Genomic DNA, 21,319 nt, shown 5'->3' with positions numbered 1-21,319 from the left:
CGTGACCTGTCCCCGTGACCTGTCCTCGTGTCGTGGACGACGCTACGGAGCGGTTGTCACGGGGCTGTGCGGGGCAGCCGTCGGTCGACGCACGGCTACCCATCGGTTGTGTAACAGCGGGGGCGGAAGAGGTTTGAGGCCCCGCTCCATGGGGAGCGGGGCCTCGGAGGGGCCGGAGGGCGCCTCAGGACAGCGGGAGCCGGTACCGGTCGCCCTCCAGCGGCTCCACGAGGCCGTCCGCGACCAGCCCGTCCAGGGCCCTGCCCCGCTGCACCGGCTCGTCCCAGACCGCGTCCAGGGCCGCCTGCGTCACCGGCTCCGTCGACTCCCGCAGCACCGCGAGGAGCCGGCCGCGCACCTGACGGTCGGTCCCGGCGTACGTCTGGCCGCGCCGCGGCGGGCCGTCGTGCGCCGGCTTCCCGGAGAGCCGCCAGGCGCACCGTTCGGCGATCGGGCAGCGCCCGCAGTCCTCGTTCTTCGCCGTGCACACCAGGGCGCCCAGCTCCATGGAGGCGGCCGCCCAGCGGGCGGCCGTCGTCTCGTCGTCCGGCAGCAGCGCCCGGGCGAGCCGCCGCTCGGCGGCCGTGGTCGCGTTCGGCGGGTACTGGACGCCGGTCGCCGCCCGCGCGAAGACCCGGCGCACGTTGGTGTCCAGGACCGGATGCCGCTGCCCGTACGCGAAGGAGGCCACCGCCGCCGCCGTGTACTCGCCGATCCCGGGCAGCGCGAGCAGCTGCCCGTGGTCGCGGGGCACGTCGCCCTGGTGCCGTTCCGTTATGGCGACGGCCGCCGCGTGCAGCCGCAGCGCCCGGCGCGGGTAGCCGAGCCGGCCCCAGGCGCGGACCGCCTCGCCGGGGGCCTCGGCGGCCAGGTCGGCCGGGCGCGGCCAGCGCGCCAGCCACTGCTCGTACACCGGCAGGACCCGGACGACCGGGGTCTGCTGGAGCATGAACTCGCTGACCATGACGCCCCAGGCACCGGCCTCGGGGCGGCGCCAGGGCAGGTCGCGGGCGTGGCGGTCGAACCAGGCGAGGACGGGCCCGTGCAGCTCGGCGGGGAGCGCCGGGGCGACGGGGGCCGTGGACGTGGGGGGAGTGTCGATGGAAGTCATGGCACCTCCGATCCTGGCACGTCCCCGGCGGGATCAGTACGCGCCGTGGCGTGCGCGAGAGCGACGCCCGGAGTGCGCGGGCGCGTGCGCGGAGGCGTGCGCGTGCGTCCCGCGCCCCGCGCACCACACCACGGCCGAGCTCCGGCTCGACCGGGCCGTCTCCACCAGCGACCGCACGGGCCGCTCCGCCGCCCGCATCACGACGAGGGCGACCAGGGCGCCGGCGATCAGGCCGACGGTCACGTCGTGCGGGTAGTGGACCCCGACGAAGACCCGGGAGAAGGCCATGAGCAGCGCCATCGGCACGGTCAGCCAGACGATCCCGCGCCAGGACAGGGCGAGGGCGATCGCGGCGGCGCCCGCGATGGCCGAGTGGTTGCTCGGGAAGGACCAGTCGCCGTGCGGCGGGCAGGCGACGAGCGAGACGGGCGCGCCGGCGACCGCGCGGCACGGGCGTTCCTCGTCGATCAGCGACTTCAGGGCCTCGCTCACCACGTAGCCGAAGCCGGTGGCGACCGGGGCGAGCAGCGCGAGCGCCATCGCTCGGCTCGACCCCTCCCGGGAGCGCCACCAGCCGACGAGGAAGAGCACGGCGAAGAGCAGCAGCCCGAGCTCCGTCCACACCTCGGCGAGCCACTGGAACCAGTGGGGCGTGGAGTGGGCGAAGTCGGCGACGTCGAGATAGAGACGGTCGGAGAGGTCGAGAAGGGTGTTCATGGTGCACGACGCTAACCGGAATCCGGAGCTCGCCGCCCCGGGCCAACGTCCAGAACGACCCCTGACGAAAGTGGGGGGGCGGTGATCGGCGCTGGTTCCCTCCGTTTTCCGTCGGTTCCGGCAGGGGCGCGGACAGGGCTTCCTCGGGGTCCCGGCACGGTTCGGTCAGGGTCCCGGCAGGTTTCCGTCGGGACTCCGGCCGGGTTCCGTCGAGGTTCCGGCAGGGTTCCTCCGGGAGTGCGGGAAAAGTTCCCCGGACCGACGGATGTGATCATCGGCAAAACTTGGGCTCTCGGGCGGCGGGTGGGGCGGGAGTTGGGCCGGATCTCTCGTAAGGTTCGGGGCGTGGGATCTTTGCGCAATCCGGTCGGGCCGCTTCCCTCCACCATCTACTGGCGACGGAGGGCGGTGGCGGCGTGCCTGGTGGCGCTGCTCGCGCTCCTCGCCGTGTGGGCCTTCACCTCCGGTGACGGCGGTGGGAAGAAGCCCAACGACGCCGCCAACGGCTCGTCGCCGACCCCTCCTTCGATCACTCCCGGACCTTCCGGCACCGGCACGGCGATCAGCCAACAGCCGGGCGGACGCGACGAGTCGGGCGACTCCGGCGACAACGGCGGTTCGGCGGGCTCCGATACGGACGGCGGCACCGACGCGGGAACCGACGCCGGCACGACCTCCGGCGCCGGGGACGCGACGGGTGCCACGGGCACCGGAAAGAACGGCGACACCGACGGCGCCGGCGGCGACGGGGGCGCGGGCACCGGCGCGGGCCAGCAGGTCCCGGCCGACTCCCCGCTCCCCAACTGCCCCGTCACGGCGCTGGACTTGACCCTGCGCTCCACCAAGGTCACCTACGAGGCGGGGGAGAAGCCCCGCTTCCAACTCGTCGTGAAGAACACCTCGAACACCGCCTGCAAGGCCGACTTCGGGCCCCGCCACGCGGTTCTGACGATCAGTGACGACCGGGACCAGGAGGTCTGGTCCAGCGCCGACTGCCCGCGCCCCGGCACCCCGCTCCTGCTCCGCGTCCCCCCGCACGCCACCATCACCCACACCGTGGACTGGGACCGGCGTCGCAGCACCTCGCAGTGCGCCACCACCCCGCCGGGCCAGGCCGGCCCCGGCACCTACCTGGTGGAGGCGGAGTTCCCGGGCACGAAGGTGCTCGCGGCGTCGTTCCGGCTCGCGAAGGACTGAGCCGAGAGGTACGGACGGACGAGCGGTCCGTACGGGCCGGGCCGAGCGTCCTCTTGGTATCGAGTCGCGCGTCCCCGTACGGGCCGAGACGAGTGTCCCCGTACGGGCCGAGTCGCGCCTTCCGTACGGGCCGGGCCTTGCGTGCTCCGAGCGGTACGTCCTAGACGTACCGCTCCAGGATCGAGGACTCCGCGAGCCGCGACAGTCCCTCGCGGACGCTGCGGGCACGCGCCTCGCCGACGCCGTCGACGGTCTGGAGGTCGTCCACGCTCGCCGCGAGCAGCTTCTGCAGCCCGCCGAAGTGCTCCACCAGACGCTCGATGATCGCGCCGGGCAGTCGCGGCACCTTCGCCAGGAGCCGGTAGCCGCGCGGCGAGACCGCGGAGTCGAGGGTCTCGGGCGAGCCGCTGTAGCCGAGGGCCCGCGCCACGACCGGAAGCTCCAGGAGCTCGGTGTGGGTGAGCGCGTCCAGCTCGGTGAGCGCCTCGGCGACCGTCCGCGAGCGCTTCGCCGTCGGCTCCGGCACGTAGTCCCTGATCACCAGCTCGCGCTCCGGCTCCACGCCCGCGATCAGCTCGTCGAGCTGGAGCGAGAGGAGCCGCCCGTCGGTGCCGAGCTCCACCACGTACTCGGCGATCTCGGTGGCGATCCGGCGGACCATCTCCAGGCGCTGCGCGACGGCGGTGACGTCCCGGACCGTGACCAGGTCCTCGATCTCCAGGGCGGAGAGCGTGCCGGCCACCTCGTCGAGCCGCAGCTTGTACCGCTCCAGGGTCGCGAGCGCCTGGTTGGCGCGGGACAGGATCGCGGCCGACTCCTCCAGGACCCGGCGCTCACCGTCCACGTACAGCGCGATCAGACGCATCGACTGCGAGACGGAGACGACCGGGAACTTGCACTGCTTGGAGACCCGGTCCGCGGTGCGGTGGCGGGTGCCCGTCTCCTCGGTGGGGATGGAGGCGTCCGGGACGAGCTGCACGCCCGCGCGGTGGATCTTGGTGATGTCCTTGTCGAGGACGAGCGCGCCGTCGAGCTTGCACAGCTCGCGCAGGCGCGTGGCGGTGAACTCGACGTCCAGCTCGAAACCGCCGGTGCACATCGAGTCGACCGTCTTGTCCAGGCCCAGGACGATGAGACCGCCCGTGTTCCCCCGGAGGATCCGCTCCAGGCCGTCGCGCAGCGCGGTGCCCGGCGCGACCGCGCTCAGGGCGGCGCGCATCAGCGCTTCGTTGCCGGAGCCCGCGCCGGACTTTCCAGGAGCTGCTGCCCCGTCCTTGGCTGCCACTGCACTCCTCCGGCTCGTACGGATGGGCGAGACCAGGGCAAAGTCTAGCGACACCGCCCCGGCCCGGTTGTGGGCACACGTTCCGCCGAGGCGCGGGGGTCCCCCCGGAAGGGGTCCGGGGGAGGGCGGGCACACCCCCGCCGGGAGGACTCCCCGGACCGGTACGGCGCCCCCGGGGCCGGCTCCGATCAGTCGCCCGGCACCTCCTGCGCGCCCTTGCTCCGTCGGCTCCGCGGCAGCACCCGCAGCGCGTCCCCCACGTCCGCCACCTCCGTCACGTTCATGCCGGCCGGCACCTTCCCCGGGTCCCCCGGCACCAGCGCGTGGGTGAAGCCCAGGCGGTGCGCCTCGGCGAGCCGCCGCTGGACGCCCGTCACCCGCCGCACCTCGCCCGCGAGCCCGACCTCGCCGATCGCCACCAGGTTCTTCGGGAGCGGGGTGTCGCTCGCCGCGGAGGCCAGCGCCAGGGCGATCGCCAGGTCGGCCGCGGGCTCGGTGAGCTTCACGCCGCCGACGGTCGCGCTGTAGATGTCCCGCTTGCCCAGCGCGCTGATCCGGCCGCGCTGCTCCAGGACCGCCAGCATCATCGAGACCCGGGAGGTCTCCAGACCCGAGGTCGTCCGCCGCGGCGACGGGATCTGCGAGTCGACCGTCAGCGCCTGCACCTCGGCGACCAGCGGCCGCTTGCCCTCCAGGGTGACCGTCAGACAGGTCCCGGGCACGGCCACGTCACGCCGGGTCAGGAAGAGCCCGGAGGGGTCGGCAAGACCCGTGATGCCCTCGTCGTGCAGCTCGAAGCAGCCGACCTCGTCGGTCGCCCCGTACCGGTTCTTCACGCCCCGGACCAGGCGCAGGCGCGCGTGCCGGTCGCCCTCGAAGCTGAGGACGACGTCGACCAGGTGCTCCAGGAGCCGGGGGCCCGCGATGGCCCCCTCCTTGGTGACGTGACCGACGAGGAGCGTCGACATCCCGCGCTCCTTGGAGGCCCGGATGAGGGCCCCCGCGACCTCGCGGACCTGGGCCATGCCGCCGGGCGCGCCGTCGATCTCGGGCGAGGCGACGGTCTGCACCGAGTCCAGGATCAGCAGGGAGGGCTTCACCGCGTCGAGGTGCCCGAGGACGGCCGACAGATCGGTCTCGGCCGCCAGGTACAGATGGTCGTCGATCGCGTTGATCCGGTCGGCGCGCAGCCGGACCTGGCTCGCGGACTCCTCGCCCGTGACGTACAGCGTGCGGTGCTCGTCGCTCGCCGCCTTGGCCGCCACGTCGAGCAGCAGCGTGGACTTGCCGACGCCCGGCTCGCCCGCGAGCAGCACGACGGCGCCGGGCACCAGGCCCCCGCCGAGGACCCGGTCCAGCTCGTCGACGCCGGTCGAGCGGGCGGTCGCCTGCCGGCCGTCGACCTGTCCGATGGGGAGGGCGGCGGTGGAGACCCGGCCGGCGGCGGTCGTCCGGACGGCGGGCGCGCCGTACTCCTCGACCGTCCCCCAGGCCTGGCACTCGGGGCAGCGGCCGAGCCACTTGGCCGTCTGCCAGCCGCACTCGGTGCAGCGGTAGGACGGCCGGTCCTTGGCGGTTTTCGTACGGGCAGCCATGAGCCCCACCGTATCCGCCACCACCGACAACGGGCCCCGGCCGTCCACAGGGGGAGTCCCACGGCACCGGAACACCTGCTTCCTGTCCCCTTTCGAGCGATGTCTTCACCCGTAAGAATGAGAATCGAGCGACCGGTACGAAGAGTGCCCGCCGCCCTGCCTACGGTCGCCCAGTGACGAGCAGCAGGCTGGATCCCCCCGCACGCACCACCGGCGCACACCGGGCGCACCGCGCCACGGGCCAGGGACCGCGCACGCTCGGCCGGCGTCCCCCCGCCCGTTACGAGGCCGCCCTCGACGGCCTCTTCACGTACTGCCTCTCCGTGCTCTGCGACCACGACACGGCCACCGCCGTCCTCGGCGAGGTCCTCGCCGTCGCCGAGCGCCACCACGGCCGCTGCCCCTCCGACGAGGACGGCCGCACCGCCTGGCTGTACGCCCTCGCCCGCTGGGCCTGCCTGCGCAGCCTCGGCGAGCAGCGCGGCAGGCGCCAGGGCGCCCACACCGGCCGTCCGGCCGTCACCGCCCCCGAGCCGCCCCGGGTCTCCGAGGAGACCGCCGAGCGGCGCCGAGCCGATCTCGCCCGGCTCGCCTGGCCCGAGGCCGCGGGCACCACACCGGAGCAGCGCGAGGCGCTGGAGCTCGCCGTGCGGCACGGGCTCAGCCACCGCCAGGTCGCCGCCGTGCTCTCCCTCGACCCGCTCGCCGCCCGCGAGCTCCTCGCCACCGCCGGCTGCGAGGTCGAGCGCACCCGCGCCGCCCTCGCCGTCGTCGAGACCGGCAGCTGCCCCACCGTCGCCCGGCTCACCGGCGACCACCGGGTGCTCCTCTCGGCCGCCCTGCGCGCCGAACTCGTCCGGCACGTCGACGACTGCCCCCGCTGCCGCCGCGCCGCCGAGCGCGTCGGCGCCACCGGCCCCTGGCCCGGTGCCACCGCCCTCCCGGCGGACCGGCTGCCGCTCGTCGAGGCGCCCCGGGCCGCCGCGTACATGGCGATGCTGCACGTCCCGCGCGCGCGTGCGGGCGCCCCGCGCTTCGCGCCGACCGGCTTCCCCATGGACCCGAAGGACCACGTCGCCCGCCGCGACCGGATGCGGGCCCGCGCGGTGACCACCACGGTCGTCGCCGCCGTGGTCGCCGCCCCCGTCCTCGCCCTGTGGACCTCCTACCGCGGCACCCCCGACACGGACGCCGGGCACGACGGGGCCAGGATCAGCGCCCGCGAGGCGGACGAACCGGCCGGCCGGGACGGCGGCCCCTACGACCGGTACGAGAACGCGGGCAACGCCCGCACCACCCCGGAGCCGAGCTTCACCCAGGGCAGCCGCGCCCCCGACGTCTCCGTCGAGGTCGTCAGCCCCGGCGCCCCCACCGAGCCCACCCGGCCCGGCGAACCCGCCGCCGGCTGGATCGCGGTCACCGCCACCGGCCACGGCGACGTCACCCTGCTCACCCTCACCGCCGCCGGCGGCTCGCCCGTCGACTGGTCGCTGTGGACGGACGCCCCCTGGCTGTACGTGAACCAGGCCTCCGGCACGCTCCGCCCCGGCGAGAAGATCACGATCACCGTCCGCGTCGACCACGGCCGCGCGCCCGCCGGCGCCTGGAGCGGGCGCGTGGGGGTGAACCCCTCGGGCGCGGTGATCAGGATCGACGGCCACGGCCCGGCCAAACCCCCGACCGGCCGGGTGATCACGCCCCCGCCGGTCACGACGACGCGGCCGACCACCCCGCCGACGTCTCCGCCCACGACGGAACCGACCACCCCGCCCACGACGGAGCCGACGACGCCGCCCCCGACGACCGAGCCCACGACCCCGCCGCCCACCACGGAACCCACGACGGAACCGACCACCCCGCCCCCGACGACCGGGGAGCCCTCGCCCACGGACTCGGACCCGGGCACGCCCCCGTCGTCACCGGAGGAACCGCCTCCGTCCTCCTCCTAGGAGGGGTCCGCCGGGTGCGGGGCCACCAGCGGCAGCTGCGAGGCGAGCCGGGCCTCGCACAGCCCGGCCAGGACCTCGTACGCCTCCTCGCCCATCATCTCGACCAGCTCGGGCCGGTACGAGACGTAGACCGGCTCGGCGCCGACGTGCGCCGACGACGCCGTCGTGCAGTACCAGTGCAGGTCGTGGCCGCCCGGCCCCCAGCCGCGCCGGTCGTACTCGCCGATCGACACCTGGAGCACCCGGCTGTCGTCGGGACGGTCGATCCAGTCGTACGTCCGCCGCACCGGCAGCTGCCAGCACACGTCCGGCTTCGTCTCCAGCGGCTCCCGGCCCTCCTTCATCGCCAGGATGTGCAGCGAGCAGCCCGCGCCGCCCGCGAAACCGGGCCGGTTCTGGAAGATGCAGGACCCCTCCCAGCGGCGGGTCTGCCGGTCGCCGTCCTCGTCGAGCTGTACCCAGCCCGACTCCGTGCCGACGTCGTGGAACTGCCACAGCTCCGGCGTGAGGCGCGCCACGTGCTCCGCGACCCGCTTCTCGTCGTCCTCGTCGGAGAAGTGCGCGCCCAGGGTGCAGCAGCCGTCGTCGGCGCGCCCCTCCTGGATGCCCTGGCAGCCGTTGCCGAAGATGCACGTCCAGCGCGAGGTCAGCCAGGTCAGGTCGCAGCGGAAGACCTGCTCCTCGTCGGTCGGATCGGGAAACTCGACCCACGCGCGCGCGAAGTCGAGCCCCTTCTCGTCGGGCTCGGCCCGCTTGTCCCGCTTCTTCACGGCCTTCGCCGCGTGCGCGCTCCTGGCGTCCTTCACGCGCGAGCCGTCGTTCTCTTTGTCCGGCTTCGCCTTCTTCGTCTTTGGCACAACTCCAAGCGTATGCGGGCCGGAGCAGTAGCGTTCCGCCCATGAGACTCGGAGTCCTCGACGTCGGTTCGAACACAGTGCACCTGCTCGTGGTGGACGCCCACCCCGGCGCCCGGCCGCTGCCCGCCCACTCGCACAAGGCGGAGCTGCGGCTCGCCGAGCTGCTCGACGAGCGGGGCGCGATCGCGCCCGACGGCGTCGAGCGGCTCATCGCGACCGTGCGGGACGCGCTCCTGGCCGCCGAGGACAAGGGCTGCGAGGAGGTGCTGCCCTTCGCGACCTCCGCGGTCCGCGAGGCCAGCAACGCCGACGCGGTCCTCGCGCGCGTGAAGGACGAGACCGGCGTCGACCTCCAGGTCCTCACCGGCGAGGAGGAGGCCCGGCTCACCTTCCTCGCCGCCCGCCGCTGGTTCGGCTGGTCCGCGGGCAAACTGCTCCTCCTCGACATCGGCGGCGGCTCCCTCGAAGTCGCGTACGGCATCGACGAGGACCCGGACACGGCGGTCTCCCTGCCCCTCGGCGCCGGCCGCCTCACGGCGGGCTGGCTGCCCGGCGACCCGGCCGACACCGCCGACGTGAAGGCGCTGCGCCGCCACGTGCGCGCGCAGATCGCCCGGACGGTCGGCGAGTTCAGCCGCTTCGGCAAGCCCGACCACGTCGTCGCCACCTCCAAGACGTTCAAGCAGCTCGCCAGGATCGCGGGCGCGCCCGGTTCGAGCGAAGGCCTCTACGTCCAGCGGATCCTGACCCGCAAGTCCCTGGAGGAGTGGGTCCCGCGCCTGGCCGCCATGACCGTTCCCGAGCGCGCCGCCCTCCCCGGCGTCTCGGAGGGCCGCGCCGGACAGGTCCTGGCGGGCGCGCTCGTCGCGGAGGGCGCGATGGACCTCCTCGGCGTCGAGGAACTGGAGATCTGCCCCTGGGCCCTGCGCGAGGGCGTCATCCTGCGCCGCCTGGACCACCTGCCGGAGCACTGAGGGACCGGCCGGGGGCGCGGACCGGGCGGCCGCGCCGCCCACGAGCCGGTCGTGCCGCCCGGCAGTCGTCCGTGACGTCCGAGCAGTCGCCCGTACTGCCCGGCAGTCGCCCGTGACGTCCGAGCAGTCGCCCGTGACGTCCGACAGTCGCCCGTGCCGCCCGGCAGCCGGGCGTGACCGGAACCACCCCCCGGCCCCCCGGCCCGCCCCGTACCCTGTCCCCGTGGCAGAACCAGTGGTGCGCATCCCGGATGCGAAGGTCGCCCTGTCGACGGCCTCGGTCTATCCGGAGTCGACGGCGACGGCCTTCGAGATCGCCGCGCGCCTCGGGTACGACGGCGTCGAGGTCATGGTGTGGACCGACCCCGTCAGCCAGGACATCGAGGCACTGCGCCGGCTCTCCGACTACCACCAGGTCCCGATCCTGGCCGTGCACGCCCCCTGCCTGCTCATCACCCAGCGCGTCTGGTCCACCGACCCGTGGGTCAAGCTCCAGCGCGCCCAGGCGGCGGCCGAGCGGCTCGGCGCGACGACGGTCGTCGTGCACCCGCCGTTCCGCTGGCAGCGCCAGTACGCCAAGGACTTCGTGACCGGCATCTGGCGGATGGCGGACGAGACGGACGTGCGCTTCGCCGTCGAGAACATGTACCCGTGGCGGTACAAGGACCGCGAGATGCTGGCGTACGCCCCCGAGTGGGACGTCACGAAGGACGACTACCGGCACTTCACCGTCGACCTCTCGCACACCGCGACCGCCCGCACCGACGCCCTCGCGATGATCGACCGCATGGGCGACCGGCTCGGGCACGTCCACCTCGCCGACGGCAAGGGGTCCGCCAAGGACGAGCACCTCGTCCCGGGGCGCGGCACCCAGCCCTGCGCCGAGCTCCTGGAGCGGCTCGCGCTCTCCGGCTTCGACGGGCACGTCGTCATCGAGGTCAACACCCGCCGGGCGATGTCCGCCGCCGAACGCGAGGCCGACCTCGCGGAGGCCCTGGCCTTCACCCGCCTCCACCTGGCCTCCGCGGCCACCCGCTCCGCTGAGGGGCCCCGCCCGACCGAGCGGGCCCCCCGCCCATGACCGACCCGGCCCCGCGCCGGCGCGGCCGCCCGTCCCGTACCGAGGAGGAGAGCGGACCGGGCGCGCGCGAACGCATCCTCGAAGCGGCCCGCGCCCAGTTCGCCGAGCGCGGCTACGACAAGGCCTCGGTGCGCGGCATCGCCAAGGCGGCCGGGGTGGACCCGGCGCTCGTGCACCACTACTTCGGCACGAAGGACGAGGTCTTCGCCGCCGCGATCGAGGTCTCCTTCGAGCCCACGGCCGTCGTCCCGGCGATCCTCGGCGGCCCGCGCGAGGCCATCGGCGAACGGCTCGCACGGTTCTTCATCGGCGTCTGGGAGAACCCGGCCTCCCGCGCCCCGCTCCTCGCGATCGTCCGCTCCGCGCTCACCCACGAGGCGGCGGCCAAGGTGCTGCGGACCTTCGTGCTGCGCCGGCTCCTGGAGCGGATCGCGGCCGAGCTGGACGTGCCGGACCCGGGCTTCCGCGCGGAGCTGGCCGCCTCGCACATGATCGGGATCGTGATCATGCGGTATGTGATCCAGGTGGAGCCGCTGGCCTCGGTGGACCCGGAGCGGATCGTGGAGCAGGTGGCCCCGACGCTCCAGCGCTACCTGACGGAAGCCTGAGGAAGCCCGACGGCGGCGTCGGGAAGCCCGGTGGCGGCCCGAGGAAGCCCGACCGGACCCGACCGAGGCGTCCGAGAGCTGAACACCCGTCCCGCATTCCGGACGTCCTGTCCAGATCTTGGAGCATCGGCGTACGCTCGAAAGCAAGCACACCCATCACGAGGAGCGAGCGACGATGCCCGAGCTGAGGTCCCGCACTGTCACCCACGGCCGCAACATGGCGGGCGCACGCGCCCTTATGCGCGCCTCCGGTGTACCCGGCGCGGACATCGGCCGGAAGCCGATCATCGCCGTGGCCAACTCCTTCACCGAGTTCGTCCCCGGCCACACCCACCTCCAGCCGGTCGGCCGGATCGTCTCCGAGGCCATCACCGCCGCCGGCGGCATCGCCCGCGAGTTCAACACGATCGCCGTCGACGACGGCATCGCCATGGGCCACGGCGGCATGCTCTACAGCCTGCCCTCCCGCGACCTGATCGCGGACAGCGTGGAGTACATGGTCGAGGCGCACTGCGCCGACGCCCTCATCTGCATCTCCAACTGCGACAAGATCACCCCCGGCATGCTGATGGCCGCCCTGCGCCTCAACATCCCGACGGTCTTCGTCTCCGGCGGTCCGATGGAGGCCGGCCGCGCGGTCCTGGTCGACGGCACGGTCCGCACGCTCGACCTGGTCGACGCGATGTCCGACGCCGTGAACCCGAAGATCTCGGACGAGGACATGCTCCGGATCGAGGAGAACGCCTGTCCGACCTGCGGGTCCTGTTCCGGTATGTTCACCGCCAACTCGATGAACTGCCTGACCGAGGCCATCGGCCTCTCCCTCCCCGGCAACGGCTCGCTGCTCGCCACCCACACCGCCCGCAAGGGGCTGTACGAGGACGCGGCCCGCACGGTCGTCGACATCACCCGTCGCTACTACGACGAGGACGACGCCTCCGTCCTGCCGCGCTCGATCGCGACCCGCGCCGCCTTCGAGAACGCCATGGCCCTCGACATCGCCATGGGCGGTTCGACCAACACGATCCTGCACCTGCTCGCCGCCGCCCAGGAGGCCGAGGTCGACTACGGCCTGCCGGACATGGACGAGGTCTCGCGCCGGGTGCCCTGCCTGGCGAAGGTCGCCCCGAACGTCGCCAAGGACCGCACGTACTACATGGAGGACGTGCACCGGGCCGGCGGCATCCCGGCCATCCTCGGCGAGCTGTACCGCGCCGGCCTGCTCAACGAGGACGTGCACGCCGTCCACTCCGCCTCCATCAAGGAGTGGCTGGAGACCTGGGACGTGCGCGGCGGCTCCCCGTCCGACGAGGCCACCGAGCTGTTCCACGCGGCCCCCGGCTGCGTCCGCTCCGCGACCGCCTTCTCCCAGTCCGAGCGCTGGGAGGCCCTCGACGTGGACGCGGCCGGCGGCTGCATCCGCGACGCCGCGCACGCCTACTCCAAGGACGGCGGCCTCGCCGTCCTGCACGGCAACCTCGCCGTCGACGGCTGCGTCGTGAAGACCGCCGGCGTCGACGAGTCGATCTGGACCTTCGAGGGCCCGGCCGTCGTCTGCGAGTCGCAGGAGGAGGCCGTCGAGAAGATCCTCCTCAAGCAGGTCAAGGAGGGCGACGTCGTCGTCATCCGTTACGAGGGCCCCAAGGGCGGCCCCGGCATGCAGGAGATGCTCTACCCCACCTCGTACCTGAAGGGCCGCGGCCTGGGCAAGGCGTGCGCCCTGGTCACCGACGGCCGCTTCTCCGGCGGCACCTCGGGCCTCTCCATCGGCCACGCCTCCCCGGAGGCGGCCTCGGGCGGCACGATCGCCCTCGTCGAGGACGGCGACCGCATCCGCATCGACATCCCGAACCGCTCGATCGAGCTGCTCGTCGACGAGTCCACCCTCGCGGCCCGCCGCGAGGCCCTCGGCGGCGTGTACGCGCCGAAGAACCGGCAGCGCAAGGTGTCGGCGGCGCTGCGGGCGTACGCGGCGATGGCGACGAGCGCCGACAAGGGCGCGGTCCGGGACGTGACGAAGCTGGGCTGACCCCGGCGGGAGCACGGGAGCGGTACGAGCGAGCGGTACGAGGAAGGGGAGCGGGCTCCGGGCCCGCTCCCCTTCCTCGTACGTACGCCTCAGCCGCTCACCAGGCGGCCGGATCGCGCGCGTCCACGGCGAACACGGAGCCGTCCGGCGCGGTCCCGAACACCCGGTCCCCGGCGACGACGGGCGCGGGCACCCGGGTCGCGTACCCGAGGCGGCCGTTCCGCAGCCGCGGCCGGGTCTGGCCGATCAGAGCGCCGCGCGCGGTGTCGACGGCGAGCAGCCGTCCGTCCTGGACGGAGAAGTACAGCCGGTCGCCCGGTCCGAGGACCGGCGAGGACACGTTCCCGGCGGCCGTCTCCAGGTCCCACAGCGTCCGACCCTTCTCCGCGGCGGTGTCGAAGGCCGTGAGGTGCCCGTCCACGGCGAGCAGATGGACGACGCCGCCGCGCACGGCGACGCCCTGGAGGTCGATCCGGTGCGGCAGGGCGAGCCTGCGCACCGCCCCCCGGCCGCCGTCGCCGGAACCCACCAGGACGACGGCGTCGGCCAGGCCGGTGTCGTAGAACGAGGCGAGGACCAGGGCGCCGTCGCCGGTACGGCCCAGGGGTTCGAGGTCGCCGTCCAGTTCCCGCTGCCAGACCACCTCACCGGTGGCCGGACGGATCGCGCCGACCCGGGTGCGCGACCCGTCGGGCGAGACATCGGAGACGGTGAGCAGCCCGGAGGACGCGTCGTACGGTCCCGGGCGCGGGATCTCGAAACCGGGCAGGCCGTGCCGCCACAGCTCCTTGCCGCTGCGGGCGTCGATCGCCCGGATGCCGCCGACGCCGTCGGACAGGACGACGGAGGAGCCGGCCGGCCGGTACGACTCGGGAAGGCTCCCGGCGGCGCTCCAGCCGGGGGAGCCGTCCCCGGCCGCGTACGCCTTCAGCGGCCCGGTGGGGGCGGCGGCTCCGATCAGGCCGTCCACCAGGGCCACGGGGACGTCGGGGCCGTCCTGCCCGACGGGTCCGGTCCGCGACCACAGGACGCGCCCGGTGACCGGGTCGAGCCGGGCGAGGCCGACGCCCCGGGCCGCGCAGTACAGCGCGCCCCCGTCGTGCCCACAGGCGGGCGCGGCCGTCGGGCCGTCCTCCTGGAGCGTGGTGTGCCAGCCGGTGAACGAGGTCGCCACTTCGGCGGGGCTCGTCGGGGTCTCCGGCCCGCGGTCCGCCGGCCGGCTGAGCGCCGCGTACACCCCCGCCGCGGTCAGCGCGAGCGCGGCCGCGACGGCGATCGTCGGACGCGGCCGGATCCGGACGCGCGGGCCGCGCGGGGGCGGGGCCGGCGCGGGGGCCCGCACCGGAGTGTCCGCGTCCCACGCGGGCGAGGGGCCGGTCTCGCCCTCGGGCAGGGCGGGCCGCCGCCGCTGCGCCGGTATGAAGGCCTCGGCCGCGTACGAGGGGGGCAGCAGCGCCCGCATGATCTGGGCCGGCGTCGGCCGCTCGACGGGATCCTTGGCGAGGCAGCGGGCGACGAGCGGCGCCAGGTCCGCCGGCACCCCCGTCAGGTCCGGCTCGTCGTGGACGACCTGGTAGGCCACGATGTACGGGCTGTCGGAGTCGAACGGGCCGTGCCCCGTCGCCGCGTGCACGAGCACGGACCCGAGGGCGAACACGTCCGCCGCCGGCCCGACCTCGCGCGGCCGCTGGAACTGCTCGGGCGCCATGAACGGCGGCGACCCGATCAGCTTCCCCGTCTCCGTGTGCAGATCGCTGTCGACCGGCCGGGAGATCCCGAAGTCGATGACCTTCGGGCCGGTGTCGGTCAGCAGGACGTTGCTGGGCTTGAGGTCGCGGTGGACGACCCCGGCCCGGTGGATGTCGCGCAGCGCCTCCGCGAGCCCGGCGGTGAGCCGGCGCAGTTCGGCCGGGGACAGCGGGCCGTTCCGCTTCACCTGGTCGGCGAGGGTGGGGCCGGGCACGTAGAGGGTCGCCATCCAGGGGCGCTCGGCGTCGGGGTCGGCGTCCACGACCGGTGCGGTGAAGGCCCCGCTGACCCGGCGCGCGGCCGTGACCTCCTGGCGGAAACGCGCTCTGAACTCCGGGTCCTCCGCGTACCGTGCGTGCACGACCTTGACCGCCAGCCGCAGCCCGGAGGCGGAGCTCGCGAGGTGCACGACGCCCATGCCACCGGCTCCCAGACAGGCCTGGAGGCGGTAGTCGCCCGCGTACTCGGGCTCCTCCGCATACCGATCGGCACCCGTGCCGCGCAACGGTGGCATCGCCCACCCCCGTGTGAGTCCCCGTCACATCGCGCGCACGTGCGCGACCCGACGGAGCCTAGTCCATGGTGCCCGTGATGTCGGTGGGGCTTGCTAGCCTGCGCGTCGCGGAGAGTGAAACTCGGCGGAGCGCTTTTGCGCCACAGGGGGAGGACATCATGACCACGCGCTACGAGGTCGCACCGGGCTACCGGGTCAACGTGCGCTCGGGCCCGAGCACCAAGTACCCGGTCGTCCGGGTGCTGCCGCTCGGCGCCACGGTGGCGATCCGCTGCCAGCAGTACGGCGAGTGGGTCAGCGGCCCGTACGGCACGACGAACGTCTGGGACAACATCGCGGCGGGCGAGTACGTCTCCGACGCGTACGTCCACACGGGCAGCGACGGCCTGGTCGCACCGCGCTGCGCCTGAACCCCACCTCCGTCGCCCGGGGATAATCGACCCTGTGAGCGACGCAGAGCAGACCCCCGCCAAGGCCGGCCCGCAGCCGGAGGAGATCCGCTTCTTCGGCACGACCTGGGTCGACCACGGCGGCCACTACGCGCTGCGCCGCGCCGGCCTGGCCGCCGGCGCGCTCGCCGCCGCCGTCGCGGCCTGCTTCGTGCTGCGCTTCGCCTACGAGGGCCTGCGGATCGCGGACGTCGGCGGCGTGGTCAACGTGCTGGTCGTCGTCATGTTCGCGGTCTGCAGCGCCATCGCCTTCGGCAAGACCTGGGAGGGCTTCCTCCGCCGCCCGGCCGACCCGGCCCGCGAGGAGTCCCTCCGCAGCCTGAAGGCCATCGGCTTCATCGGCTCCCTCCTCGCCTACGCCGCCCGCTGCCTCCTCGAGGCCCCCGGCGAGAAGCTCCACCGCACGGAGTTCGAGACGGCGGTGCGGCAGTACGAGAAGCGCCGCGCCGCCCGCACGGGCAACCCCACCACCCGCAAGAAGCCAAAGCGCAGGTAACCCCCGCGCCCGCCGTGTGGGCACACGGGACGGCGCCCTCCAGCGGCGCCTCCGCGTTCCGCGCCTGAACCCGCACCCCACGAGCGGCCCCTCGTCCAGGCCCTTGACGACCGGCACCCCCACGCCCAATATTCATCACATGATGAATTACGCGGCGTCGCCCGACCCCGCAGAAAACGCAGCGGTCATCGCCCAAGCCCTCACCACCACCCGAGCCGGCCGCCAGGTCCTCCGAGGAATGGACTTCACCGTCCCCACCGGCCAGGTGACCGGCCTCCTCGGCCCCTCCGGCTGCGGCAAGACCACCCTGATGCGCGCCATCGTCGGCACCCAGGCCAAGGTCGGCGGCACCCTCCAGGTCCTCGGCCGCCCCGCCGGCGACCCCGCCCTCCGCTCCCGCATCGGCTACGTCACCCAGGCCCCGTCCGTCTACGACGACCTCACCGTCCGCCAGAACCTCGACTACTTCGCCGCCGTCCTGCTCCCCGGCCGCGCCCACCGCACCGACCGCCGCACCGCCGTCGACCGGGCCGTCGAGGACGTCGACCTCGCCGACCACGCCGACGTCCTCGCCGGCCGGCTCTCCGGCGGCCAGCGCAGCCGGGTCTCCCTCGCCGTCGCGCTCCTCGGCACCCCGGAACTCCTCGTCCTCGACGAGCCCACGGTCGGCCTGGACCCCGTCCTCCGCCGCGACCTGTGGGACCTCTTCCACCGGATCGCCGCCGACCGGGGCACCACCCTCCTCGTCTCCTCCCACGTCATGGACGAGGCCGAGCGCTGCCACCGGCTCCTCCTCATGCGCGAGGGCGAGATCCTCGCCGAGGACACCCCGGAGGCCCTCCGCCGCCGCAACGACACGGCCACCGTCGAAGAGGCCTTCCTGCACCTGGTCGACGCGGCGGCGGCCCGCGACCGCGCGCGGACCACCCACACCGAGGAGCCCCGCCCGTGAATGCCCACCCGTCGCCCACCACCACCCTTTCGAGGCCGCGCTTCGCGCCTTCTCTCTCCCGCACCCTCGCCACCGCCGCCCGGGTCCTGCGCCAACTGCGCCACGACCCGCGCTCGATCGCCCTGATGCTCCTCGTCCCCTGCCTGATGCTCTTCCTGCTCCGCTACGTCTTCGACGGCAGCCCCGGCACCTTCGACGGCATCGGCGCCTCGCTCCTCGGCATCTTCCCGCTCATCACGATGTTCCTGGTGACCTCCATCGCCACCCTCAGGGAACGCACCTCCGGCACCCTGGAACGCCTGCTCGCCATGCCCCTCGGCAAGGCCGACCTCATCGCCGGCTACGCCCTCGCCTTCGGACTCGTCGCCGTCCTCCAGTCCGTCCTGGCCACCGGCCTCGCCGTCCGCCTCCTCGGCCTCGACGTCACGGGCTCCCCCTGGCTCCTCCTCCTGGTGGCGCTCCTCGACGCCCTCCTCGGCACCGCGCTCGGCCTCTTCGTCTCCGCCTTCGCCGCGTCCGAGTTCCAGGCCGTCCAGTTCATGCCGGCCGTGATCTTCCCCCAACTCCTGCTCTGCGGCCTGTTCACCCCGCGCGACCGCATGGCCCCCGCCCTGGAGGCGATCTCGAACGCACTCCCCATGTCGTACGCCGTCGACGGCATGAACGAGGTCCTCCGCCACACCGACATGACCGCCGCCTTCGTCCGCGACGCCCTCGTCGTCGCCGGCTGCGCCGTCCTGGTCCTCGGCCTCGGCGCGGCCACCCTCCGCCGCCGCACCGCCTGACCGCCCCTCGGACACCCCACGCACCCCCGGCCCCGCCGGTGCGAGGATGACGACACGTACCCCCTCCGGCGAGGTGAAAGACCCATGACGCAGACCGTCGCAGTCCTCGGCACCGGCAAGATCGGTGAAGCGCTCCTCAGCGGCATGATCCGTGCCGGCTGGCGCCCCGCGAACCTCCTGGTCACCGCCCGCCGAGCCGAACGCGCCGAGGAGCTCCGCACCCGCTACGGCGTCGAGACCGTCACCAACGCCGAGGCCGCCAAGCGCGCCGACACCCTCATCCTGGCCGTCAAGCCGCAGGACATGGGCCGCCTCCTCGACGAGCTCGCCCCGCACGTCACCGCCGACCGCCTCCTCATCAGCGCGGCGGCCGGCATCCCCACCTCGTTCATCGAGGACCGCCTCACCGCCGGCACCCCCGTCGTCCGCGTCATGCCGAACACCCCCGTCCTCGTCGACGAGGGCATGTCCGTCATCTCGGCCGGCAGCCACGCCACCCCCGAGCACCTCGCCCACACCGAGGAGATCTTCGGCGGCGTCGGCAAGACCCTCCGCGTCCCCGAGTCCCAGCAGGACGCCGCCACCGCCCTCTCCGGCTCGGGCCCCGCCTACTTCTACTTCCTCGTCGAGGCCATGACCGACGCCGGCATCCTCCTCGGCCTGCCCCGCGCCCAGGCCCACGACCTCATCGTCCAGGCCGCCATCGGCGCCGCCGTGATGCTCCGCGACAGCGGCGAGCACCCGGTCAAGCTCCGCGAGGCCGTCACCTCGCCGGCCGGCACCACCATCAGCGCCATCCGCGAGCTGGAGAACCACGGCGTGCGCGCCGCCCTGATCGCCGCCCTGGAAGCGGCCCGCGACCGCAGCCGCGAGCTCGCCTCCGGCAACAGCTGACTAGGCGGCCCCGGCCCCCTTCAGCACGTCCTCCGTGCTCACGACCCGGGCGAAGCGCCCACCGTGCAGCGACACCGCCGTCGCCCAGGTCAGCTCCTCGGCGCTCTGCGTCCACCCGAACGGCCCGGCCAGGTCGAAGGTGTGCATGGCATCGATCGGGAACAGCACGTCGTACCCGAGGTTCCCGCCCATCCGGGCAGTGGTCTCGTTGCACATGTTGGTCTGGATCCCCACGACCACGAACTGCCCGACACCGACCCCCTTGAGCCAGGCGTCCAGGTCGGGCTCCCCGTAGAAGGCGGAGTTCACGGACTTCGTCACGAACAGCTCGGGGCCGGACCCCTTCCCCCGCCGCTCCTCGACGAAGTCCTTGAACCCGTTCCCCTCCGTCCCCGGCTCCAGCGGCGAACCCGCCTGCTTCGAGTCGTGCCGCACGAAGACGACCGGCCGCCCCGTCTCCTGCCACGCGTCGATCAGAGCCGCGATGTTCCGCTCGGCCTCCGGATTGTTCCGCCGACCCCAGAACTCGGACTCGAAGCCCTTCTGCACGTCGACGACCACCAGCGCTGCGTTCTCGTTGATCTCCATGACCACGATCCTCCCGCCGACCGCCCCACCCTCCCAGAGGGGTGAATGCCAGCGATCGATGCTTTACTGCCAAACGTGTCAGAGACCCCAGAGATCCCCGAGGTCCCCGAGACCCGCCCCCAGCGCATCGCCCTCGTCGCCTTCCCCGGCATCCGCGCCTTCGACGTCTCCGTCATCACCGAGGTCTGGGACAGCGACCGCACCCTCCGCGGCGTCCCGCCCTTCGAACTCCGCAGGGCCGCCACCGACCCGGACGCCCCCATCCCCCTCCGCGGCGGCCTCACCCTCGCCCCCGACCGCCCGCTCACCTGGCTCGACGACCTCACCCCCGCCGACCTGGTCGTCGTCCCCGGCATCGAGGACCCCTACGCCGACCTCCCGGCCCCCGTCCTCGACGCCCTCCGCCGCGCCCACACCGCCGGCGTCCCGGTCGCCTCGCTCTGCGCCGGCGCCTTCGTCCTCGCCCGCGCCGGCCTCCTCGACGGCCGCCGCGCCGTCACCCACTGGCACCTGGCCGGGACCCTGGCCGCCCTCCACCCCGCCGTCCAGGTCGAACCCGACGCCCTCTTCGTCGAGGACACCGGCATCTGGACCTCGGCCGGCACCGCCGCGGGCATCGACCTCTGCCTCCACCTCGTCCGCACCGCCCACGGCGCCGAAGCCGCCGCGACGGTCGCCCGCTCCATGGTCACCGCCCCCTTCCGTACGGGGACGCAGGCCCAGTTCATCGAGCACCCCACCCCCCGCGCCGACCGTGACGCCGACGCCCTCGCCGCCGTACGCGCCCACGCCCTGGCCCACCTCGCCGAACCCCACACCGTCGCGAGCCTGGCCGCGATCGCCGGCATGTCCCCCCGCTCCTTCGCCCGCCACTTCCATGCCACGACGGGAACCACCCCCCTCCACTGGCTCATCACCCAGCGCGTCGCGGCAGCCCAGAAGCTCCTGGAGCGGACCGACCACCCCCTCCCCGAGGTGGCCCGCCGCGCGGGCTTCGGCAGCGAGGTCACGATGCGCCAGCACTTCGCCTCCCACCTGGGCACCAGCCCCCGGGACTACCGCACCGCCTTCCGTCACCCGGGCAGAGGGGAGTCCCAGGACCAGGGTTGACACGGAACCCCCCGGTCCGTAGTGTTCTCCGAGTTGTCCGACGTGAGCACCGACCCCGGTCGGCCCCGGACAGCCATTCCGCAAGATCTACTGAAGCTGACGACGCTTTGTCGCGCCGTCGTGCTTTCCGTGCGTTTTTGCGAAATGAGGAATCCGCGTTCGAAGGTTTGAGCGCAGCGGCCCGATTAGCGTCGGGGGCAGGGAATCCGCTAAAGTCTCACTCGTCGGAACGGCCCAACAGCCGGAAAGGCAAATCCCGCTGACTGGGAATCAGACGCCGAAAGGATCTGATAGAGTCGGAAACGAAGGAAGCGCCCGGAGGGCCCGGAAACGGGACCGAAGGAAGCGTCCGCACCTTGAGAACTCAACAGCGTGCCAA

19 protein-coding genes are annotated in these 21,319 nt (G+C 73.7%); 12 read left to right on the top strand and 7 right to left on the bottom strand.

Features of this window, described 5'->3' with window-relative positions:
* Nucleotides 1-184 precede the first annotated feature (184 nt).
* Together ACIGW4_RS19015 and ACIGW4_RS19010 are read right to left on the bottom strand one after the other, a co-directional pair.
* A complete protein-coding gene (locus ACIGW4_RS19015) occupies nt 185-1,111 on the bottom strand; it encodes an A/G-specific adenine glycosylase (RefSeq protein WP_123452927.1) in 927 nt (308 codons plus the stop codon).
* Nucleotides 1,112-1,144: 33 nt separating this feature from the next.
* Nucleotides 1,145-1,828, bottom strand: a complete 684-nt coding sequence (locus ACIGW4_RS19010; protein WP_399581685.1) for a phosphatase PAP2 family protein — start codon at nt 1,826-1,828, stop codon at nt 1,145-1,147.
* A 345-nt stretch (nt 1,829-2,173) separates the two neighbouring features.
* Here ACIGW4_RS19010 and ACIGW4_RS19005 point away from each other — a divergent pair, with 345 nt between their 5' ends.
* Entirely contained in the window at nt 2,174-3,025 is an 852-nt protein-coding gene (locus ACIGW4_RS19005) for a hypothetical protein (RefSeq protein ID WP_399581682.1), read from the top strand.
* 160 nt (nt 3,026-3,185) lie between these two features.
* Here the strand turns inward: ACIGW4_RS19005 and disA are convergent, their stop codons facing one another.
* Together disA and radA are read right to left on the bottom strand one after the other, a co-directional pair.
* A complete protein-coding gene (gene disA, locus ACIGW4_RS19000) occupies nt 3,186-4,310 on the bottom strand; it encodes a DNA integrity scanning diadenylate cyclase DisA (RefSeq protein ID WP_041129817.1) in 1,125 nt (374 codons plus the stop codon).
* A gap of 188 nt (nt 4,311-4,498) precedes the next feature.
* A complete protein-coding gene (radA, locus tag ACIGW4_RS18995) occupies nt 4,499-5,905 on the bottom strand; it encodes a DNA repair protein RadA (RefSeq protein WP_399581678.1) in 1,407 nt (468 codons plus the stop codon).
* A 173-nt stretch (nt 5,906-6,078) separates the two neighbouring features.
* Between radA and ACIGW4_RS18990 the strand changes: the two genes are divergently transcribed.
* Entirely contained in the window at nt 6,079-7,854 is a 1,776-nt protein-coding gene (locus tag ACIGW4_RS18990) for a hypothetical protein (protein ID WP_399581675.1), read from the top strand.
* Here the strand turns inward: ACIGW4_RS18990 and ACIGW4_RS18985 are convergent.
* Entirely contained in the window at nt 7,851-8,660 is an 810-nt protein-coding gene (locus tag ACIGW4_RS18985) for a hypothetical protein (RefSeq protein WP_398708457.1), read from the bottom strand. The genes ACIGW4_RS18990 and ACIGW4_RS18985 overlap by 4 nt on opposite strands.
* A gap of 92 nt (nt 8,661-8,752) precedes the next feature.
* Between ACIGW4_RS18985 and ACIGW4_RS18980 the strand changes: the two genes are divergently transcribed.
* From ACIGW4_RS18980 to ilvD, 4 genes are all read left to right on the top strand, one after another.
* Nucleotides 8,753-9,685 (top strand): Ppx/GppA phosphatase family protein, encoded by a 933-nt coding sequence (locus tag ACIGW4_RS18980; RefSeq protein WP_123452915.1) that lies wholly within the window; start codon nt 8,753-8,755, stop codon nt 9,683-9,685.
* Between the two features lie 223 nt (nt 9,686-9,908).
* A complete protein-coding gene (locus ACIGW4_RS18975; protein ID WP_123452913.1) occupies nt 9,909-10,766 on the top strand; it encodes a sugar phosphate isomerase/epimerase in 858 nt (285 codons plus the stop codon).
* Entirely contained in the window at nt 10,763-11,374 is a 612-nt protein-coding gene (locus ACIGW4_RS18970) for a TetR family transcriptional regulator (RefSeq protein ID WP_123452911.1), read from the top strand. Before ACIGW4_RS18975 ends, ACIGW4_RS18970 begins: the two co-directional genes overlap by 4 nt.
* A 175-nt stretch (nt 11,375-11,549) precedes the next feature.
* Nucleotides 11,550-13,403 (top strand): dihydroxy-acid dehydratase, encoded by a 1,854-nt coding sequence (ilvD, locus tag ACIGW4_RS18965; protein ID WP_399581670.1) that lies wholly within the window; start codon nt 11,550-11,552, stop codon nt 13,401-13,403.
* 97 nt (nt 13,404-13,500) lie between these two features.
* On the opposite strand, the gene ACIGW4_RS18960 is transcribed toward ilvD, so the two are convergent.
* Nucleotides 13,501-15,666 carry a PQQ-binding-like beta-propeller repeat protein gene (locus ACIGW4_RS18960; RefSeq protein WP_399581667.1) on the bottom strand — a complete coding sequence of 722 codons (2,166 nt, stop codon included), beginning with the start codon at nt 15,664-15,666 and terminating at the stop codon, nt 13,501-13,503.
* Nucleotides 15,667-15,743: 77 nt separating this feature from the next.
* On the opposite strand from ACIGW4_RS18960, the gene ACIGW4_RS18955 reads away from it, so the two are divergent.
* The 5 genes from ACIGW4_RS18955 (at nt 15,744) to proC (ending at nt 19,242) form a co-directional block, all read left to right on the top strand.
* Nucleotides 15,744-16,076 (top strand): SH3 domain-containing protein, encoded by a 333-nt coding sequence (locus tag ACIGW4_RS18955; RefSeq protein ID WP_398708459.1) that lies wholly within the window; start codon nt 15,744-15,746, stop codon nt 16,074-16,076.
* 34 nt (nt 16,077-16,110) lie between these two features.
* On the top strand, nt 16,111-16,611 hold the full coding sequence (locus ACIGW4_RS18950; RefSeq protein WP_399581663.1) for a hypothetical protein: 501 nt from the start codon (nt 16,111-16,113) through the stop codon (nt 16,609-16,611).
* A gap of 139 nt (nt 16,612-16,750) precedes the next feature.
* Nucleotides 16,751-17,563: an ABC transporter ATP-binding protein gene (locus ACIGW4_RS18945; RefSeq protein ID WP_399581660.1), complete on the top strand. Its 813-nt coding sequence runs from the start codon at nt 16,751-16,753 to the stop codon at nt 17,561-17,563.
* Nucleotides 17,560-18,348 carry an ABC transporter permease gene (locus ACIGW4_RS18940; RefSeq protein ID WP_398708413.1) on the top strand — a complete coding sequence of 263 codons (789 nt, stop codon included), beginning with the start codon at nt 17,560-17,562 and terminating at the stop codon, nt 18,346-18,348. The genes ACIGW4_RS18945 and ACIGW4_RS18940 overlap by 4 nt, the downstream gene beginning before the upstream one ends.
* 84 nt (nt 18,349-18,432) lie before the next feature.
* Complete coding sequence (gene proC / locus ACIGW4_RS18935; protein WP_123452897.1) at nt 18,433-19,242, top strand: pyrroline-5-carboxylate reductase; 810 nt, start codon at nt 18,433-18,435, stop codon at nt 19,240-19,242.
* Here proC and ACIGW4_RS18930 read toward each other — a convergent pair whose 3' ends face one another.
* Nucleotides 19,243-19,830 (bottom strand): cysteine hydrolase family protein, encoded by a 588-nt coding sequence (locus ACIGW4_RS18930; protein WP_399581657.1) that lies wholly within the window; start codon nt 19,828-19,830, stop codon nt 19,243-19,245. It lies immediately after the preceding gene.
* Nucleotides 19,831-19,875: 45 nt separating this feature from the next.
* On the opposite strand from ACIGW4_RS18930, the gene ACIGW4_RS18925 reads away from it, so the two are divergent.
* Nucleotides 19,876-20,940 carry a GlxA family transcriptional regulator gene (locus ACIGW4_RS18925; protein ID WP_399581654.1) on the top strand — a complete coding sequence of 355 codons (1,065 nt, stop codon included), beginning with the start codon at nt 19,876-19,878 and terminating at the stop codon, nt 20,938-20,940.
* Nucleotides 20,941-21,319: the final 379 nt, after the last annotated feature.

This window comes from Streptomyces sp. NPDC053513, assembly GCF_044544765.1.
GTDB classification, from domain to species: Bacteria; Actinomycetota; Actinomycetes; order Streptomycetales; family Streptomycetaceae; genus Streptomyces; species Streptomyces litmocidini.
The sequence above is the reverse complement of the archived record's forward strand: the minus strand, read 5'-3'. Positions and strand labels throughout refer to the sequence as shown.

Coding starts and splice junctions, on each gene's coding strand:
- ACIGW4_RS19015 (WP_123452927.1), bottom strand. CDS start 1,111: ATGACTTCCATCGACACTCCCCCCACGTCCACGGCCCCCGTCGCCCCG.
- ACIGW4_RS19010 (WP_399581685.1), bottom strand. CDS start 1,828: ATGAACACCCTTCTCGACCTCTCCGACCGTCTCTATCTCGACGTCGCC.
- radA (WP_399581678.1), bottom strand. CDS start 5,905: ATGGCTGCCCGTACGAAAACCGCCAAGGACCGGCCGTCCTACCGCTGC.
- ACIGW4_RS18980 (WP_123452915.1), top strand. CDS start 8,753: ATGAGACTCGGAGTCCTCGACGTCGGTTCGAACACAGTGCACCTGCTC.
- ACIGW4_RS18970 (WP_123452911.1), top strand. CDS start 10,763: ATGACCGACCCGGCCCCGCGCCGGCGCGGCCGCCCGTCCCGTACCGAG.
- ilvD (WP_399581670.1), top strand. CDS start 11,550: ATGCCCGAGCTGAGGTCCCGCACTGTCACCCACGGCCGCAACATGGCG.
- ACIGW4_RS18960 (WP_399581667.1), bottom strand. CDS start 15,666: ATGCCACCGTTGCGCGGCACGGGTGCCGATCGGTATGCGGAGGAGCCC.
- ACIGW4_RS18955 (WP_398708459.1), top strand. CDS start 15,744: ATGTCGGTGGGGCTTGCTAGCCTGCGCGTCGCGGAGAGTGAAACTCGG.
- ACIGW4_RS18945 (WP_399581660.1), top strand. CDS start 16,751: ATGATGAATTACGCGGCGTCGCCCGACCCCGCAGAAAACGCAGCGGTC.
- proC (WP_123452897.1), top strand. CDS start 18,433: ATGACGCAGACCGTCGCAGTCCTCGGCACCGGCAAGATCGGTGAAGCG.
- ACIGW4_RS18930 (WP_399581657.1), bottom strand. CDS start 19,830: ATGGAGATCAACGAGAACGCAGCGCTGGTGGTCGTCGACGTGCAGAAG.
- ACIGW4_RS18925 (WP_399581654.1), top strand. CDS start 19,876: ATGCCAGCGATCGATGCTTTACTGCCAAACGTGTCAGAGACCCCAGAG.